Origin of the sequence: Bacillus nitratireducens, from assembly GCF_036320425.1 — a bacterium.
GTDB classification, from domain to species: Bacteria; Bacillota; Bacilli; order Bacillales; family Bacillaceae_G; genus Bacillus_A; species Bacillus_A nitratireducens.
In genome coordinates, this window is record NZ_JAUMJO010000004.1 from 167,900 (window position 1) to 187,850 (window position 19,951).

Here is a 19,951-nt window from a genome sequence, read left to right on the forward strand (position 1 = left end):
CGTATGACATTTTTAGGTAAGGGGGAATCCGGGATGTGGATAACTTCAGAAGTAGAAATTCCAGATGAGTTAATCGATCACCTTGAACAAGGGAAGTTAGTATTATTCGTTGGAGCAGGAGTTTCTATGAAGGGGAAATCAAACTTACCGAATTTCGATGATTTAGTTGATGAAATTTCGAAAGCTTTATATGTCGAAAAGCGTGAGATGACAGAACCCCACGATTATTATCTTGGTAAAATTGCGAAAACGAAAGATGTGCATCAAGTTGCAAGAGATCTCGTTAATATAGATAAATCAAAACCAAACCCATTACACTATGCTATTCCAAGGCTGTTCCCAGTAGATACGGATGTTCGTATTGTAACGACAAACTTTGATCAACATTTTACATCTGTAATTGCTGAAATGAAAAGAGAGCTGAATATTTATTATGCGCCAGCTTTACCGACAGGGAGAGCGTTTAAAGGATTGGCTTACATACATGGAAATATAGAACAGGAGAAAGAAGCTTTAATTTTAACAGATGGTGATTTTGGAAGGGCTTACTTAACAGAAGGTTGGGCGAGACGATTTTTAGTTGATTTATTTTCTAATTACACCGTTTTATTCGTTGGTTATAGTCATAATGACCCAGTAATGAAATATTTAGCAACAGGTTTACCACCGAGTACAAGGCGTTATGCTTTCGTCGCACAAGGTGATAATACATACCACTGGGAACATTTAGGAATAAGACCGATTGTGTATCCGAATAAAGCTAATAATCACCAGTCACTTGTGAAAGCGGTGAAACGATGGGCGGAATTAATGGGTGATAATTATATTACGAAAAGAATGCGTATTCGTGATATTGTAACCGTTCCTCCATCAGTAGAACAGGAGCAATTATCCTATATAAAACAATCAATAAAAAAAATCGAAACAGTTCGGTACTTTGTTGAATTTGCTCGTGATTATGAGTGGGTGGAATGGCTTGAAGCAGAGGGGAAACTAAGAAATTTATTTCAGCTTACAGCAAATTATGATGAAGTAGATGAATTAATTGCAGAATGGTTAGTGGAGCAATTCCTTTTTACTCATCAAAAAGAACTATTTCAATTGATTTTTAAAAATCATTCTAAAATATCCCCGTTATTGTGGCGAATAATTTGTACTTACTTGAACGAAACGAAAGAAACGATGGATCCTTTGTTGTTTGCAAAATGGACATTGCTTATATTAGAAACGGCAGAAAAAGATAGTAGCTCTATTGAAATGATTTCATACTTACTGCAAAAATGTTCTTTCCCAGAGCATAAAGAAATTGCTTTATTGTTACTAACGTTTATTTTAGATGGAAAACTTAAATTGAAGCGTGTAAGAAAATGGGGAAATGATACGCAAGAATCAATTGAACTAGAGGAATCGAGTCGTTTACCGGTGTCTAAATTTTCTCATGTGGAGCTAATTTGGAATGATAAGATGAGACCGCATATTACTTATTACGCAGTTCCCATCATGATGATGGGATTAGAAAAGATTCGCCTGTTGTCATTAAGACAAACAGCACTGAAAAAAAGAAATAAGGATAATGTGGAGAGAGAGTTTTATCAAAATGACCTCGCATTTTTAATTCAAATTGTAAAAGAGTGTCTTACATATTTATGTGAAAACAATGAGAAAAAAGCGGATTATTATATTACAGAAATGATAGGAACAGATAGTATACTTCAAAAGCGAATCGCGATTGAAGCGATGAATAAAAATGTGTTCGTTACTGCGGATGTCAAATTGAAGTGGTTACTACATGAAGGCCTTCTGTTAGATTTCACATATAAACATGAAGTGTTTCAACTGTTAAAGAATTATTATGCAGATGCTTTAGAAGAAACAAAAGAAGAAGTGATTCAAACTGTATTAGAACATCTTGCAGAAGAGAGGGCGTTTGATGCTTGTCTCGTATTAGATTCATTATTTGCATGCGATGCGAATAGTCGAAGCACGATAGAAGGATATGAATTAATGAAACAGAAGCACCCTCATTTTTCTTCTGATCGATACAGTGTTCCGAAGAAAGAATCTATTGAACAAAGCATTACTTGTAATGTAACAGCTGATGGATTACTACAGCTGAAAGACGATGAAATAATGAAGCAAGTTCTGCAGTTTTCTCAAGATGGTGTTTTTGAGCAACGCCATTTTTTAGAGATGTTATCAAAAGCATGTAAATTGAATGTAGAGTGGAGTATTTCGTTTGCTTATCAACTAGTAGGCGTACATGAAATTAGTAATGAAGTTTGGTTTGTTTGTATTAGAGAATGGCGAAATAATAGGAATTTAACGAGTGAGCAAATTCAAAGGATTATTCCGTTATTGCAGAAGTTTTCTCGAAATACTACTTTTCATTGGCTAATTAGTAGTTTTCTATATGAAATTAGCAATCGATTAGAAGAGCTAGAAGAAAATAGTATACGGGTTGTAAAGCGCTTTGCTTTTTCAGTATTTCCACAAGTTATGAAAGGGGAAACAGATTTTAAAATTGGAAAACAAGAGTTTTACAATGAGTCTATACAGCATCCTGTTGGGAAGATGACAGCTGTATTACTAAAACTGTTAGCGTATGATCACTTATATGATCGCAATGTGTATGAATATTTATTTTTATTTGAGGAACAGGTAAGGGTTACTTCGGAAAGAACGAACTTTATGTTAACTCGTTTAACAGCAGATATTACGTTTTTATACCATATTGAGAAGCAATGGTGTCGAAAATATTTATTACCTTACTTAGATTTAAAGAAAGAAAATGAGCTGACCAAATATGCGTGGGCGGGATTATGTTATACGCAAATTAATTTACCTCTATTTACAGAAATAAAGAGATATATTAAATATGCGGTAGAACATTTAGAGGTGCTGCACCCGTATACGAGAGAAGCGTTTTTAAAATGGCTTAGCTTTGTATTTATTAAATGTGTACTGTATTGGGAGCAAAAAACAGATTGGTTATACCCACTCTTAATGCAAGTAAACGAAAATAATAAAATTAAATTTATGCAGTATGTATGCTACTACGTAAAAACGTTAAGCGGAAAAGAACAACAAAAATTTTGGACAGCATGGCTAAGTGTATTTTTAAGAGAACGTCCGAAAATGGGTGTAATAACTACGAGAGAATATATGATGCTTTTACGTATTGTATTATGTATGGATGAAATTTTAGAAAAAGGACTTTGTATTATATCAAGTAAATTTCTAGGTGTAGAAGGGCAATGCAATCAAGAGGAAATGAAACAGTTATTTACTGAGATGCTTGAAAAGAAGAATGGCATGAAAGAATATAAAGGGCTTTATGCAAATGTCTTTTTTATTTTACTTCAAACACGTCAAGAAGCTGATTTACTTGAGAAGGAAATCATACAAATAAAAGAACAATTAACCCAGTATGGAGTAGAAAAACACGTATTAAAATTAATTGAAAATGAGATGATTCGTATCGGAATAGTAATGGAGAATTTGCACGAAGAATTCTAGGGTGAAAGCGGAATTTTAAAAAAATAAATAAAAAGTTGTTGACAGTGTTTTAAAAAGCGTTCTATAATACGAATCATACTTATTCAATTTCAAAAACATTTGAATAAACAAAGTGCAATGAAGAGATCACAGTAGTGGTTAGTCTTACTGTAACAGAGAGCTGGTGGTTGGTGTGAACCAGTACAGGGATAATCATGAATTACAGTCTTGGAGCATCTTTTTCGTAGTAAAGATACAATTGTCTTTATGAAGAAAGAGCGGTCAAATGATCGTTAACAGTGAAGAGAGGTAGACGGAAATTTAGTCTACAACTAGGGTGGTACCGCGATAAATATCGTCCCTACTGATTTATTCAGTAGGGACTTTTTGTATTTTGACGGTCCAACTTGAAAATATAATAAACATGCGTTGAAAGGAAAAGCAGTAGTTGTTGTTTCCCTGTAACAGAGAGCTGGTGGTTGGTGCGAACCAGTACAAAAACAAGAGCGAATTACAGTCCTGGAGCATCTTTTTCGTAGTAAAGATATGTATCTTTATGAAGGGAAAGACGGTCACATTGATCGTTAACAATGAAGAGAGGTAGACGACAGTTGTCTACAACTAGGGTGGTACCGCGATAAATATCGTCCCTACTGATTGAATCAGTAGGGCTTTTTTGTACAAAAAAGTGGCTTATTAACTAGTAGTTAGTGTCTTTATGGTAATTATTAGTTTAAAATAAGAAGAGGTATCGATTCCACTTTAAATTTGTATAATTAACCAGTTCTGAAAATAGAGAATTTTTCATTCTCTTACTATACTTTTAAAACATTAGAGGAGGATTTCCAAATGGCAAATCATGAATTAGATCAATTACGTAAACAGGTAGATGAAATTAACTTACAACTATTACACCTATTAAACAAACGCGGTGAAATCGTTCAAAAAATCGGGGAACAAAAACAAGTACAAGGTACGAAACGTTTTGACCCAGTACGTGAGCGTGAAGTGCTTGATATGATCGCAGAGCATAACGAAGGACCATTCGAAACGTCAACGGTTCAACATATTTTCAAAACGATTTTCAAAGCAAGCTTAGAATTACAAGAAGATGATAACCGTAAAGCGTTACTAGTATCACGTAAAAAGAAAAAAGAAAATACAATCGTTAATGTGAAAGGCGAATTGATTGGAAACGGAACACAAACGTTCATTATGGGACCTTGTGCAGTAGAAAGCTTAGAGCAAGTTCGCCAAGTAGGGCAAGCGATGAAAGATCAAGGGCTAAAATTAATGCGCGGTGGTGCTTTCAAACCGAGAACATCTCCATACGATTTCCAAGGTTTAGGAGTAGAAGGATTACAAATTTTACGCCAAGTAGCAGATGAGTTCGACTTAGCGATTATTAGTGAAATTTTAAATCCGAACGATGTTGAAATGGCGCTAGACTACGTTGATGTAATTCAAGTTGGAGCACGTAACATGCAAAACTTCGATTTACTACGAGCTGTAGGTAAGGTTAACAAGCCAGTATTACTAAAACGTGGATTAGCAGCAACAATTGATGAGTTCATTAACGCAGCGGAATACATTATTGCGCAAGGTAATGACCAAATTATTCTTTGTGAGCGCGGTATCCGCACATACGAAAGAGCGACACGTAACACATTAGATATTTCAGCAGTTCCGATTTTAAAGAAAGAAACACATTTACCAGTTATCGTTGACGTAACACATTCAACTGGACGTAGAGATTTACTATTACCAACAGCGAAAGCAGCACTTGCTATTGGAGCAGATGCAGTAATGGCGGAAGTACATCCAGACCCAGCAGTTGCTTTATCAGATTCTGCGCAACAAATGGATATTCCGGAATTCCATAGATTCATGGATGAATTAAAAGGTTTCAAAAATAAATTATCTTAATTCCATATCATATATGCGCTGAAGAGGAAACAGTAGTGCTTATCTCACTGTTAAAGAGAGCTGATGGCCGGTGTGAATCAGTACAAAGGTAAGCATGAATTACAGCCTTGGAGCATCTTTCCCGCCAATTTGTGGAGGGGAAGACGGTCAAACGATCGTTAAAGAAGAAGAGAGGTAGACGATAGTTGTCTACAACTAGGGTGGTACCGCGATAAACATCGTCCCTACTGAGCGCTCAGTAGGGACTTTTTTGTACAAAAAAATAGTAAAGGGGCAAGAGAAATGAGATACATTACAGCTGGAGAATCACATGGTCCGCAGTTAACGGTTATTTTAGAAGGTGTACCGGCAGGTTTAACATTAACAGCGGAACATATTAATAAAGAATTATTAAGAAGACAAAAAGGACATGGGCGCGGAAGACGCATGCAAATTGAAACAGATACTGTTGAAATTGTAAGTGGTGTTCGTCACGGGATGACACTTGGCTCACCAATTACGTTAATCGTAAAAAATGATGATTTCAAACATTGGACGAAAGTAATGGGTGCAGACCCGATTTCAGAGCAAGAAAGTAAAGAAATGAAACGTACAATTACAAAACCACGTCCAGGACATGCAGATTTAAACGGAGCTATTAAATACGGTCATCGTGATATAAGAAACGTATTAGAGCGCTCATCTGCAAGAGAAACGACAGTTCGTGTAGCTGCTGGTGCAGTTGCAAAACAAATTTTGAAAGAGTTAGGTGTGGAAATTGCAGGGCATGTGCTTGAAATTGGTGGAGTGCAAGCGAAGCATATTTCAAACTTACCAATTGAAGAAATTAAAACGATAACTGAAAATTCACCTGTTCGATGTTTAGATAAAGAAGTAGAACAAGAAATGATGGATGCAATCGATAATGCGAAAAGCAGCGGAGATTCAATCGGTGGTATTGTTGAGGTAATTGCAGAAGGTATGCCAATTGGCGTTGGTAGCTACGTTCATTACGATCGTAAATTAGATGCAAAACTTGCTGGTGCTATTATGAGTATTAATGCATTTAAAGGTGCTGAAATTGGTGTTGGTTTTGAAGCGGCAAGACAACCAGGAAGTAAAGTGCACGATGAAATCCTTTGGGATGAAGAAAAAGGATACACGAGAAAAACGAACAATGCCGGCGGCTTAGAAGGCGGTATGACAACGGGAATGCCAATTGTCATAAGAGGCGTAATGAAGCCAATTCCTACATTATATAAACCGTTAGCAAGCGTAGATATTGATACGAAAGAAGCATTCCAAGCGAGTATTGAGAGATCTGATAGTTGCGCAGTACCAGCAGCAGGTGTAGTAGCTGAATCTGTTGTGGCATGGGAACTTGCAGATGCACTAGTCGAACAATTCGGAAAAGATCGTATGGAATTATTAAAGCAAAACATTACACAACATAACAAATACGCAAAAGAATTTTAAAAAAAGGTGGGTTTAACATGCAAGTAAAAGATCAACTATCATCATTACAACCATATAAACCAGGTAAATCCCCAGAGCAAATGAAAGAAGTATACGGAGATCATTCGTTTGTGAAATTAGCATCGAATGAAAATCCATTCGGTTGTTCACCACGAGTTTTAGAAGAGTTGCAAAAATCGTGGTTGGAACATGCTTTATATCCTGACGGAGGTGCTACAACGCTCCGTCAAACAATCGCAGACAAATTAAATGTTCAAATGGAACAAATACTTTGCGGCAGTGGTTTAGATGAGGTCATTCAAATAATAAGTCGCGCAGCATTACGAGCTGGAGATAACATCGTAACGGCTGGCGCGACATTCCCACAGTACCGTCATCATGCAATTATTGAAGGCTGTGAAGTGAAAGAAGTTGCTTTAAATAACGGTGTATACGACTTAGACGAAATCTCGTCAGCCGTTGATAACAATACAAAAATAGTTTGGATTTGTAATCCGAACAACCCGACAGGCACATATGTGAATGAGCGAAAATTGACTCAATTCATTGAAAGCATTAGTGAAAATACGTTAATTGTCATTGATGAAGCGTACTATGAATACGTAACAGCAAAAGATTTCCCTGAGACATTACCGCTTCTAGAAAAACATAACAACATTCTTGTACTTAGAACGTTTTCTAAAGCGTACGGATTAGCTTCTTTCCGAGTTGGTTATGCGATTGGACAGGAAGAGTTAATCGAGAAATTAAATGTCGTACGTTTGCCATTTAACGTATCTTCATTAGCGCAAAAAGCAGCGACGATTGCTTTTAACGATGAAGAGTTTATTGAAGAAATTGTACGTGTTAATACAGAGGGATTACAACAATACGAAAGTTTTTGTAAGGAAAACGAAATTCCATTTTATCCGTCGCAAACAAACTTCATCTTCTTACCAGTGGATAATGGGGGAGAGATTTATGAAGCTTGTGCACACGCAGGATTTATTATTCGTCCGTTCCCAAATGGTGTCCGTATTACAATCGGAACTAGGGAACAAAATGAAGGAGTGATTTCAGTGTTAAAAGAACACTTTGAAAATAAAAAAGGTAAGTCTCGAGATGAGGCAAATGTGTAAAAAGGTAGTATTAATTGGAACAGGTTTAATAGGAGGTTCTCTCGCATTAGCAATTAAAAAAGAACACGACGTAACGATAACAGGCTATGACATATTTAAAGAGCAAGTAGAGCGTGCGAAAGAATTACATGTAGTAGATGAAGTAGCAGTAGATTTACAGCGTGCATGTGAAGAGGCACATTTAATCGTCTTTGCCTCTCCAGTTGAAGAAACGAAAAAGTTATTACACAAACTTGCATCATTTCATTTACGAGAAGATGTTATTGTTACCGATGTAGGAAGTACGAAAGGGACAATCATGAATGAAGCGGAAGCTTTATTATCAAAGAAAGTTGCTTTTATCGGTGGACATCCAATGGCAGGTTCTCACAAAACAGGAGTTGAAAGTGCGAAGGCGCATTTATTTGAAAATGCATTTTACATTTTAACACCGATGAATCATGTATTAGATGAGCGAGTAGAAGAGTTGAAAGAATGGTTAAAAGGAACAGGATCACATTTTCTCGTTTTAAATACAGAAGAACACGATTATGTAACAGGGATCGTTAGTCATTTTCCGCATCTTATCGCAGCAGGATTAGTAAAACAAGTTGAGAAACATGCTGGTGATAATCCGCTTATTCATCAACTAGCGGCTGGTGGTTTTAAAGACATTACACGCATTGCATCAAGTAGCCCGAAAATGTGGAGTGATATTGTAAAGCAAAATCGCGGGCATTTATTGGAACTATTAGAAGAATGGATCTCAGAAATGGAAGAGTTATATAAGACTGTTTCTAAAGGAGATGCAGGTGAAATACAAAACTATTTCGCTGACGCAAAAGAATACCGTGATTCTTTACCAGTGCGAAAGAGAGGTGCAATTCCTGCCTATCATGACTTATACGTCGATGTTTTAGATAAAGTAGGGGCCTTAGCTCATATTACGAGTATTTTAGCAGAAGAGGAAATTAGCATTACAAACTTGCAAATTTTAGAAGCACGCGAAGGATTGCTCGGGGTACTTAGAATTAGCTTCCAAAGAGAAGAAGATCGCATGAAGGCAAAGCTGGCGCTAGGAAAAGAAGAATACCAAACGTATGAAACAATTTAAAAAGAGGGTGATAACGTGAAAGAAACTACAATACAAACAGTAACTAACGGATTGAATGGCACAATTACAATCCCTGGAGATAAATCAATTTCCCATCGCGCTGTCATGTTTGGCGCAATTGCAGAGGGAAAAACAACAATTAAAGGATTTCTTCCTGGTGCGGATTGTTTAAGTACTATTTCCTGTTTTAAAGAAATGGGAGTAGAGATAACGCAAAATGGAGAAGAAGTTACGGTAATTGGAAAAGGATTAGAAGGTTTGCAAGAGCCAAAAGCTGTATTAGATGTTGGTAATTCTGGTACAACGATCCGATTAATGTCAGGGATTTTGGCTAACACACCATTTTTCTCTTGCGTACAAGGTGATGCGTCCATCGCAAAAAGACCGATGAAACGTGTAACAAATCCATTAAAGCAAATGGGTGCAAAAATTGATGGCCGAGAAGAAGGAACGTTTACACCGCTAACAATACGTGGCGGAGATTTACAAGCAATTGAATACACTTCACCTGTAGCAAGTGCACAAGTAAAGTCAGCTATTTTACTTGCAGGCCTTCGCGCAGAAGGTGTAACAGCAGTTACAGAACCACATATTTCACGCGACCATACGGAAAGAATGCTTGAAGCATTTGGAGTTAAAGTAACTCGCGAAGGAAAAACAGTGAAACTTGCAGGTGGGCAAAAGTTAACAGCAACAGACGTTCAAGTGCCAGGTGACGTATCATCAGCAGCCTTTTTCTTAGTAGCAGGCGCAATCATTCCAAATAGTAAACTAGTATTACAAAATGTAGGGATGAACCCAACACGTACAGGTATTATTGATGTTTTAGAGAAAATGGGTGCTATGTTCACTGTAGAGCCAATTAACGAAGGATCATCAGAACCAGCTGCAAACATTACGATCGAAACATCTTCATTAAAAGGAATTGAAATTGGCGGAGATATTATCCCAAGATTAATCGATGAAATTCCTGTTATCGCTTTAGCGGCAACACAAGCAGAAGGCATTACAGTTATTAAAGATGCACACGAGTTAAAAGTAAAAGAAACGAACCGTATTGATACAGTCGTTGCGGAATTAACGAAACTCGGAGCCCGCATTGAAGCAACTGATGACGGAATGATTATATACGGCAAATCAGCTTTAAAAGGTAGTGCAGTAAATAGTCACGGAGATCATCGCATTGGCATGATGCTTGCGATTGCCGGCTGTATTGCTGAGGGAGAAACAACAATTGAAGATGCAGAAGCGGTAGGTGTATCATATCCTACATTTTTTGAAGAACTACAAACGTTAGCTAAATAAAGTGATGAGAAGCAGATATGTAATGTATCTGCTTTTTTATGTTGGCTTTTTTCGTAAATAATGTTGCTTTATTGCGTAAGAATTTTATCCTTATTGATTTTATGAGATTTTTACGCATAATTGTAACTAAGGGAGATGATTCCAAGTTGAGTAAACAGAATATCAGCACAACAGTTTCAGGGGATTTAATTGTTACCCATCTAATTGGTAAGATTAATACAGCTGATGTTTATGAATGGTTTAATGGCTTCGAGCAGGTTTGTCAGCAATTCATTTCCGAGGGTCGGAAATACAAATTGTTGGTGGATAGAAAAGGATACACGCCAGATCATTTTTCTGTTCAAAAAGCATGGAAAGATAAGTTCTTCAATGAAACCATTTTGAATCACAGTAAGGCAATTGCGTTTCTCCTTGAAGAAGGGGAGATAATGAATTATTTACAACAATCCAATACAAAAGAATCCGTAAAATTTTTCGATGATTATGAACAAGCATTAATTTGGTTGAATGAATATCCAATATAAAACCTTTATTGAACCAGTTTCTCTCAATCAACTGGTTTTTTTATGCCCGTAATGTTGCCGTTGTCATAAGTTTCATCACTTTCAATGGTACCTCTTAGCTTCGCAAACCCAAGAGAACGCAAGGCGTTTAATATTCAGAAAGCAGTTGAAAAGAGCCTTTATGTTAGATTGTTTCTAAATCGATGTCTTTTGTTGAAACATCCTCGTAATTTCACTTACCGAACTTTAATAGTTTGAATTATGATATAATTCAAACGAGGAATGGAGGAGAAATATATGAACGTTATACAATTAAAAGATGATAAGTTTAGAGAAGCATTACGTTTATCAGAATATGCTTTTCAATATAAAGCAAATGAAGAATGGATAGAGCAGAAAATTGCAAGAATGAAGGAAAGCCATCAAATATACGGTATTATGGAAGGAGAAGAGTTAGCTGCAAAGTTGCACTTAATTCCTTTTCATATTTACATAGGAAAAGAAAAGTTTAAAATGGGTGGCGTTGCAGGGGTAGCAACGTATCCTGAGTATAGAAGAAGCGGTTATGTAAAAGAGCTACTTCAGCATTCACTTCAAACGATGAAAAAAGATGGATATACAGTATCGATGTTACATCCATTTGCAGTGTCATTTTACCGTAAATATGGATGGGAACTATGTGCGAATCGCCTCGTAAGCCATATGACAAAGAGCGATTTAATTATGAAAAAACAAGTGAATGGAACTATAAAACGATTCAACAAAGAAAACCATATAGAAGAAGTAGAGAAAATATATGAATCATTTGCTGAACGTTTTTCAGGCATGCTAGTTCGCAGCGAAAAATGGTGGATACAATCAGTCTATGATGATTTAACGTTAGCAGTTTACTATGATGAAAATAAAAGTGCAGCTGGTTACATGCTATATAAAATAGAAAATAATAAAATGACAGTAGAAGAATTTGTTCCGTTACATAATGAAGCAAGAATTGGTCTTTGGAACTTCATCTGCCAACATGATTCTATGATTAAAGATCTAGAAATGATACTAAGTGAGACAGAAACACTTCTTTACACATTACAAGAACCACGAGTAAAAGCAGAAGTAACTCCATATTTCATGGGAAGAATTGTAGATGTAGAACAGTTTTTCAAACAATATGAATGGAACTGGAACAACGAAGAGCAAGAAGTAATTTTACATATTACAGATTCATTTGCACCGTGGAATAACGTATCAGTGAGGCTTGCAAATCATGAAATAACAATTATAAAGGAAGAAACAAAAGACAGAGGAATTAAGCTGGATATAAACGCACTATCTACAATAATGTTTGGCTACAAACGTCCGTTAGAACTAAATGAATTAGAATTAATTAGCGGAAGTGATGAGGAGATACGTGCATTTGAGAATTTAGTTCCAGTGCGTAAGCCGTTTATTTATGATTTCTTTTAATTAATGTCATGTGCTATGTATGAGTAGAAAAGTACTATAATGATAACCTTTATATTATAGTACTTTTCTATTAATAGAGTGAAATCATTATTTTAGGAGGAAAAATAGAATGATTAGGCAAGCTGTAGGTGCGGTCGTATTCCAACACAGTGAATTTTTATTGGTACATAAGGTGAAAATTAGCGACATAGATGGAGAAAATGCTATGTCAAAGGGGGAATGGGATTTTCCTAAAGGTGGAGTGAAACATACAGATAATGATTTAGAGAGTGCTATTTTGAGAGAGCTGGAAGAAGAAACTGGATCTACAAAGTTTAAAGTTATTAAGAAATTTGAAGATAAAATTTGCTTTGGCTTTGCTGAAGAACTCAAAATGAAAATTGGCTATGAAGAGCAAGAAACTACTATGTTTTATGTAGAATATATAGGTGACAGAATAGATTTACATCCAAAAGATAATGAAATAAGTCAAGTTCAATTTTTTAAGATACAAGATGTATTGAGGGTTTTAAGTCATGATGATACAAAGAAATTTTTTGAAGGGATAACGCAAAAAATGTATTAATAACCTAATTGAGTGTATTTTTTGGATAAATGCCATATTAGCTTATTCACACACTTGACTTTTAATCCATGTAATTTATAATTAAAAACGGAATGAATTTTCATTCCTGAAAATTGAGGTGAGAAAAATGGCTAAAAATAAGCAAGAGGATATTTTTGATGCTGCTATAAAACTTTTCGCAGAGCGTGGTTACGATGGTACGACAATTCCGATGATCGCTGAAAAAGCAAATGTCGGCGCTGGTACTATTTATCGTTATTTTGAAAATAAAGAGGCACTCGTTAACTCACTATTTTCAAAAAGCATGTTGCAATTATCTGAAATACTAAAAACTGATTTTCCTGTTGAAGCAAATATTCGTGAACAGTTTAGTCATATTTATAACCGTTTATTTGAATTTGCGAGAAACAATGTGGATGCTTTTCTTTTTACAAATTCTCACTGTGATAGTTATTTTCTTGATGAACAGAGTAACAAAATATTTGACGATTTTATAGGCTTCTTTATGAATATTATAGAAGATGGAATCGCAAAAGGTTTTCTCCGTCCATTGCCTCCAGTTGCTTTAATTATTATTGTATATCAACCGTTAGAAAAATTAACTAAAGTAATGGCAACAGGGCAATTAGAATACTCAAAAGAATTAGTAAAAGAATTGGAAGAAAGCTCTTGGAATGCTATTAGAATCATTTGATTCTATAGCTTTATAAGGACAGGAATGAACATTCATTCCTAAATAAATATAAAAACGATTACAGGAGATGATATATCTGCACAATTAAAGGAATGAATATTCATTCCGTAGGTAGTGGTTTGATAGAATTGAAAAAAATTTAATAGGATAATAGGAATGAACGTTCATTCCTAAATGATATTTTCAAAAATAAGGAATGAATATTCATTCTCTATGCACCATGAAACTCTAATAACAGGAGATGATTCAAATGAGCAAGCTAAAAAGTTGGAGAAGTTTATCTTTCCTATTATGGATAGTTATTACTATTGCAATGGTCGTAACGATGCCTAATATGGATCAGTTAGTGAAGGAAAAAGGGCAAATCACAATCCCTAGTACAGAACAAAGCAGTATTGCTGACAAGATGATAAAAGAGATGGATAAAGAAGGGGCTGAAAAGTATGAAATTATAGCTGTCTTTAATAGTGGAAGTAAGAAGGCTTTAACAAATGAGCAAAAAGCGGAAATAACGAAAACGATCAATGCCCTGCAAAATGAAAAAGAGCAATTAGGAATTAAAGAAGTAGTTTCACATTTAGATAATAAAGACCTGGAAAAACAATTAATTTCGAAAGATAATACGACTGTTTTAACGCAAATATCGGTAGATAAAAAACATGGTAAAATATCAAAAGTTGCAAATAATCTTCATAAAAAAGTACAAACGAAAGGAGTTACAACGTACTTAACAGGAAGTGATTTAATAGCGGGTGATTTTCTTACATCCTCTCAAGAGGGCGTGAAAAAGACAGAAGTTATTTCAATCATTTTCATTCTTGTAGTATTAATCATTGTATTCCGTTCACCAGTTGTTCCGATTATTTCTCTTCTTACAGTTGGTGTTTCGTATTTAATTTCAATGGGGATTATTGCCCATCTTGTAGATCAATTTAATTTTCCGTTTTCAAACTTTACGCAAGTGTTTGTAGTAGTCGTCCTGTTTGGAGTGGGAACAGACTATAACATTTTATTATATACAAGATTTAAAGAAGAATTAAGTAAACAAGAAAATGCATTTTTGGCTACGAAAGAAACGTTTAAATCGGCAGGTAAAACCGTTTTATATAGCGGGATAGCAGTACTAATTGGCTTTGCATCTCTTGCTTTAGCGAGTTTTAAATTATATCAATCTACTTCAGCAGTAGCAATTGGTGTTGCAGTATTACTACTCGTATTAACTACGTTAAATCCATTTTTTATGGTGCTTTTAGGAAAAGGAATGTTTTATCCAGTTAAAACATTTAAAGGTCATGAGGATAGTCGCTTATGGGGATTTCTTGCGAAAAATTCAGTAGCAAGGCCATTTGTCGCTTTAATCATTGTATTCGTGATATCGATTCCTTTCGTATTAAAATACTCTAACATACTTAATTACAATGATTTATTTGAAGTAGATAATAAGTATGAATCAAAGATGGGGATTAACGTAATAGAAGATCATTTTCCTCCTGGTTTTTCTTCACCAAGTACGTTAGTCATTCAATCGAATAACAAGTTAGATGAGGCGACTTCTCTACAAACTTTAGATGAACTAACTGATAAAATTTCGAAAGTTAAAGGAGTTTCAGAGGTATATTCACCGACGCGTCCAACCGGTGATAAGATAAAAGAATTATATATAAATAAACAAGCGGGAGAACTGAATACAGGATTAGGAGATGCCAATGGTGGCATAAAAGAAATCAATGATGGATTAACGGATGCGAAAGATAAAATGGGTAGTAATGATTCAAATAGTCTCGCAAATGTTCAAAAGTTAATTGATGGAACGAACGAGGCGAAAAACGGTGTATCAGCATTAGGAACTGCTTTAAATCAATTATCGAATGGCATAAACGACGGTGCAAAAGGAGCACAGAAAATCGAGAGTGGTTTAGCTTCAGTAAACGAAAATATAAGTGTATTATCAAATGCAACTTCACAGCTTCATGCTGGTTATGCACAGTTAGAAAAAGGTTTAAGTTCTTACGATCAATATTTCGGAAGTATTTCTCAAGCGATTGATGGTGCGAAAAAAGGTTATGAACAAATTGAAATGTTAATGACTAATTTCATTCAAACGAAACCAGAATTAGCAAATGATCCGAACATACAGCAAACGATAGGAATTGCTAAAGAAGCTCAAAAGCAATTAACTGGACTTTCAAAAGAATTAAATCAATTGGCGGTGCAGCATAAAGCAGCGATGAATTCATTTAAAGAAGCGAATCAATCGTTATTGAAAGTCGATAATGGTTTAAAAGAAATGAATAATGGCGTTAACGAGTTACAAAAAGGAACTACTGGACTGAAAAACGGATTAAACGAAGGGGCTACAGGTTCAAAACAAATTGCGAACAAATCAGCTGAGTTACAATCCGGATTAACGAAAATAAACGAGGGGCAAGGACAGTTATTAACTGGACTGAAAGACCTGCAAGAACAGATGGGGCAATTACAATCAGGATTATCTAAAAGTACAGAAGGGCTTGGAAAAGTAAGTAACGGCCTAGGGGATGCTCAGAAATATTTAGGCGAACTTAATGAATCAAAAAGCTCTGAGAAATTTTATATTCCAAAAGAAGTTTTAGAGGGAGAAGATTTCCAAAAAGCATTGAATACGTACATGTCACATGATAGAAAGATTGCTAAAATGACAATCATTTTAGACGTAAATCCGTATTCAAAAGAAGCGATGCCAATCATTCAAGAAATTAATAAAACGATAGACGGTACGTTAAATGGTACAGAATTAAAATCAGCAAAAAAAGCGATCGGCGGGACAACAGCTAGAAACGTTGATTTAAAAGAAGTAACCGGGCAGGATTTCTTACGTACTGCTACAATTATGTTAATTGGAATTGCGATTGTATTAATCGTTATTACTCGTTCATTCTTAAACACAATCTTTATTATTGGATCATTAATATTAGCGTACTTTGCATCACTTGGTATTAGTGAACAAATTAGTGCACACTTATTAAACGTAGGGTCATTAAGCTGGAATGTTCCATTCTTTAGCTTTATTATGATTGTCGCTTTAGGAGTGGATTATAGTATTTTTGTAATGATGCGATACAATGAGCTAGAAGGGGATTCAGTAACGAAAATTGTAAATGCATCTCGTCACATAGGAGGAGTCGTATTATCAGCAGCACTTATTTTAGGTGGAACATTTGCAGCATTAGTCCCTTCAGGAGTATTGACACTTATACAAGTAGCATCCGTTGTTGGTGTTGCACTTTTACTATTAGCTTTAATCGTGATGCCAATATTGTTACCTGCTTTAATAGGGTTAACGAGTAAAATGAAGAATTATACAAAGAAATTAAGTAATAGAAAATAAAAGAATCCCCCTTTAAAGAGGGGGATTCTTTATTTAATAAACTTGTCCAGCACATCTTTATATTTTGCAAATTCTTCGTCTTTCATATCGCCATTCATCTGTAAAAGGACGTTACCTTTTTCGTATGTATGAGAGAAGAACAGAGGAGATGAGTTTCCTAATTCATCGTAATATTTCTTAACTTTCTCTAAGTCGTCTTTCTTTGTAATTTCGAATAATCTATCGCCTTTATCTTCACCGAGCGCAGGCACGATAATACGTTTTCCTTCTTTTCGAAGATTACCAAATTCTTTTTCTGGAAGTCCAGTTGGATTTTCTGTTTGTAGACCAGCATTCTTAAATTCAGAGATGATTGAATTTACTGTTACTTTCGTTTCTTTTTTTCTTGTTTTGATTCAGTAGGTGTTTTTGCATTGTTATTACCACCGCAGGCAGTTAAAGAAGCTAAAGATATACATAACGCACCAATTATTAATGTTTTCTTCAAAAAAATCCTTCTTAAAGTTTATTTTATTTCTGTACAATCTTGTTTCGTTAAAAATAAGGATTTTATTCATGGATGAAAAGAGATGAATAGCAATCAACCGTTGCTATTCATCCATCTTCTACTATATAATAGCTATAGTCTACAATAATTGAGTCGTAATATGCGATTTTTTAAGACAATCGGTGAGAAAACGCTGAAATAAGCGGTATTAGTAGGAGGACACAAATGATTACAGTAAGTAACGTTAGTTTGCGTTTCGCGGATCGCAAATTGTTTGAAGATGTTAACATAAAATTCACGCCAGGTAACTGCTACGGTTTAATCGGAGCAAACGGTGCGGGTAAATCAACATTTCTAAAGATTTTATCTGGAGAAATCGAACAATCAACAGGTGATATACATATTACGCCAGGTGAGCGTCTAGCAGTATTAAAACAGAACCACTTCGAATATGAAGAGTTCCCAGTATTAGAAACAGTAATTATGGGTCACACGCAACTTTATAAAGTAATGCAAGAGAAAAATGCCATTTACATGAAAGAAGACTTTAGTGATGAAGATGGTATGCGTGCTGCTGAACTTGAAGGTGAGTTCGCTGAGCTTAACGGTTGGGAAGCAGAATCAGAAGCTGCAATCCTTCTTAAAGGTTTAGGTATTGGTGAAGATGTTCATGATAAGAAATTGTCAGAATTAACTGGGGCAGAGAAAGTAAAAGTATTACTTGCTCAAGCATTATTTGGTAAACCTGACATTCTATTACTAGATGAGCCTACCAACCACTTGGACTTAAAAGCGATTCAATGGTTAGAAAACTTCTTAATGAACTTTGAAAATACAGTAATCGTTGTATCCCATGACCGTCACTTCTTAAATAAAGTTTGTACGCACATGGCTGATCTTGATTTCGGTAAAATTCAACTTTATGTTGGTAACTATGACTTCTGGTATGAGTCAAGCCAATTAGCTTTAAAATTAACACAAGATGCTAATAAGAAAAAAGAAGAGAAAGTAAAAGAGTTACAAAACTTCATTGCACGCTTTAGCTCAAACGCATCTAAAGCGAAACAAGCAACTTCTCGTAAAAAATTATTAGATAAAATTACATTAGATGATATTAGACCATCATCACGTCGTTATCCATTCGTTGGCTTTACACCTGAGCGAGAAATAGGAAATGACTTGTTAACTGTTGAAGGTCTTTCTAAAACAATTGATGGTGAAAAAGTGTTAGATAATGTGTACTTCACTTTAAATAAAGGTGATAAAGTTGCATTTATCGGTCGTAACGATATTGCGATGACAACATTATTTAAAATCCTTATGGGTGAAATGGAGCCAGATAGCGGTTCATTTAAATGGGGCGTTACAACATCTCAATCTTACTTCCCAAGAGATAACTCTAAATACTTTGAGAACAGTGACTCCAACTTAGTTGATTGGTTACGCCAATTCTCTCCACAAGATGAGTCAGAAAGCTTCTTACGTGGTTTCTTAGGCCGTATGTTATTCTCAGGTGAAGAAGTTAAGAAGAACGTTTCTGTATTATCTGGAGGCGAAAAAGTTCGTTGTATGCTATCTAAAATGATGTTAAGTGGTGCGAACGTAATCACACTTGACGATCCAACGAACCATTTAGATCTTGAGTCTATCACTGCATTAAACAACGGTCTAATCGCATTTAAAGGTACAATGTTATTCACATCTCATGACCATCAGTTCGTACAAACAATTGCAAACCGCATTATCGAAGTAACGCCAAACGGTGTAATCGATAAAGAGGCTACTTACGATGAGTTCTTAGAAAATGAAGAACTTCAAAAACAAGTAGATGCAATGTACAAAGGTCAATAATAAATAGTGAAAACCCTCGCTTTCTTTATGAGAGCGGGGGTTTTGTTGAAAAGAAATACAATCTTCGCATTTAAATAAAGGTGGGCTAAAATGAATAATTATTCAAAAATAACATTAACGATGGTAAGGGATTTTGATGTTGCACCAGAAGAAATTTTTGAAGCATGGATAAACCCTGATATGATGAAGAAATGGTTTTTTACGTTGGAAGGGACGAATAAAATAACAAAAAATACTCCTGAGGTAGGCGGAAGCTGGGAAATTGTCGACCATCGTAATGGAAAAGATTATCGAGCAATTGGGGAATATATTGAAATGAATCGTCCTAAAAAATTAGCATTTACATTTAAAATGCCACAGTTTGGTGAATTAGAAGATACAATTACAGTTGAAATAATGGAGAAACAACAAGGATCTGAAATGATATTTTCACAAAATATTATCGTTCCGCATGAGGAGAATTGGACAAAATCCGATGTTGAAAAAGCACTTAAAGACTATCATGATGGTTCTGAGCATGGATGGAATTTAATGTTTATGGGGCTAAAGGAATTAGTTGAAACTGGAGAAATTAGTTATAAAGGATAAGTTTGTAGAAAAAGTGTAGTTTGAGCAATTATTTCAAACTACACTT

13 protein-coding genes, 1 pseudogene and 3 other annotated features are annotated in these 19,951 nt (G+C 35.3%); of the genes and pseudogenes, 13 read left to right on the top strand and 1 reads right to left on the bottom strand.

The window, feature by feature from the left end:
* Positions 1–3: 3 nt before the first annotated feature.
* The 11 genes from Q3V31_RS16385 to Q3V31_RS16435 all read left to right on the top strand — a co-directional run bounded on the left by Q3V31_RS16385 (position 4) and on the right by Q3V31_RS16435 (position 16,979).
* Positions 4–3,516, top strand: a complete 3,513-nt coding sequence (locus Q3V31_RS16385) for a DUF4020 domain-containing protein (protein ID WP_090813580.1) — start codon at positions 4–6, stop codon at positions 3,514–3,516.
* A 108-nt stretch (positions 3,517–3,624) separates the two neighbouring features.
* Positions 3,625–3,861, top strand: a binding site (T-box leader).
* A 54-nt stretch (positions 3,862–3,915) separates the two neighbouring features.
* Positions 3,916–4,150 (top strand) — a binding site (T-box leader).
* A gap of 194 nt (positions 4,151–4,344) precedes the next feature.
* A complete protein-coding gene (locus Q3V31_RS16390) occupies positions 4,345–5,421 on the top strand; it encodes a bifunctional 3-deoxy-7-phosphoheptulonate synthase/chorismate mutase (protein ID WP_001273571.1) in 1,077 nt (358 codons plus the stop codon).
* Positions 5,422–5,430: 9 nt separating this feature from the next.
* Positions 5,431–5,650, top strand: a binding site (T-box leader).
* A gap of 53 nt (positions 5,651–5,703) precedes the next feature.
* Positions 5,704–6,876, top strand: coding sequence for a chorismate synthase (aroC, locus tag Q3V31_RS16395; RefSeq protein ID WP_001269415.1), 1,173 nt, complete (start codon positions 5,704–5,706; stop codon positions 6,874–6,876).
* Positions 6,877–6,893: 17 nt separating this feature from the next.
* Entirely contained in the window at positions 6,894–7,994 is a 1,101-nt protein-coding gene (gene hisC, locus Q3V31_RS16400; RefSeq protein ID WP_090813579.1) for a histidinol-phosphate transaminase, read from the top strand.
* Complete coding sequence (tyrA, locus tag Q3V31_RS16405) at positions 7,987–9,087, top strand: prephenate dehydrogenase (protein ID WP_000335160.1); 1,101 nt, start codon at positions 7,987–7,989, stop codon at positions 9,085–9,087. The genes hisC and tyrA overlap by 8 nt, the downstream gene beginning before the upstream one ends.
* A 15-nt stretch (positions 9,088–9,102) precedes the next feature.
* Complete coding sequence (gene aroA, locus Q3V31_RS16410; RefSeq protein ID WP_000665532.1) at positions 9,103–10,392, top strand: 3-phosphoshikimate 1-carboxyvinyltransferase; 1,290 nt, start codon at positions 9,103–9,105, stop codon at positions 10,390–10,392.
* 38 nt (positions 10,393–10,430) lie between these two features.
* On the top strand, positions 10,431–10,916 hold the full coding sequence (locus tag Q3V31_RS16415; RefSeq protein WP_000879137.1) for a SpoIIAA family protein: 486 nt from the start codon (positions 10,431–10,433) through the stop codon (positions 10,914–10,916).
* Positions 10,917–11,192: 276 nt separating this feature from the next.
* Positions 11,193–12,353, top strand: a complete 1,161-nt coding sequence (locus Q3V31_RS16420) for a GNAT family N-acetyltransferase (RefSeq protein WP_139265928.1) — start codon at positions 11,193–11,195, stop codon at positions 12,351–12,353.
* Between the two features lie 109 nt (positions 12,354–12,462).
* Complete coding sequence (locus Q3V31_RS16425) at positions 12,463–12,918, top strand: NUDIX domain-containing protein (protein ID WP_090813576.1); 456 nt, start codon at positions 12,463–12,465, stop codon at positions 12,916–12,918.
* Between the two features lie 127 nt (positions 12,919–13,045).
* The gene (locus Q3V31_RS16430; RefSeq protein WP_001107286.1) at positions 13,046–13,612 is read left to right on the top strand and encodes a TetR/AcrR family transcriptional regulator; all 567 of its coding nucleotides are present in this window, start codon (positions 13,046–13,048) and stop codon (positions 13,610–13,612) included.
* 250 nt (positions 13,613–13,862) lie between these two features.
* Complete coding sequence (locus Q3V31_RS16435) at positions 13,863–16,979, top strand: MMPL family transporter (RefSeq protein WP_141534517.1); 3,117 nt, start codon at positions 13,863–13,865, stop codon at positions 16,977–16,979.
* Positions 16,980–17,008: 29 nt separating this feature from the next.
* On the opposite strand, the pseudogene Q3V31_RS16440 reads toward Q3V31_RS16435, so the two are convergent.
* A pseudogene (locus Q3V31_RS16440) lies at positions 17,009–17,433 on the bottom strand (stress protein).
* Positions 17,434–17,691: 258 nt separating this feature from the next.
* On the opposite strand from Q3V31_RS16440, the gene Q3V31_RS16445 reads away from it, so the two are divergent.
* Positions 17,692–19,317, top strand: coding sequence for an ABC-F family ATP-binding cassette domain-containing protein (locus Q3V31_RS16445; RefSeq protein ID WP_000633871.1), 1,626 nt, complete (start codon positions 17,692–17,694; stop codon positions 19,315–19,317).
* Between the two features lie 90 nt (positions 19,318–19,407).
* Positions 19,408–19,905, top strand: coding sequence for an SRPBCC family protein (locus Q3V31_RS16450; protein ID WP_001067400.1), 498 nt, complete (start codon positions 19,408–19,410; stop codon positions 19,903–19,905).
* Positions 19,906–19,951: the final 46 nt, after the last annotated feature.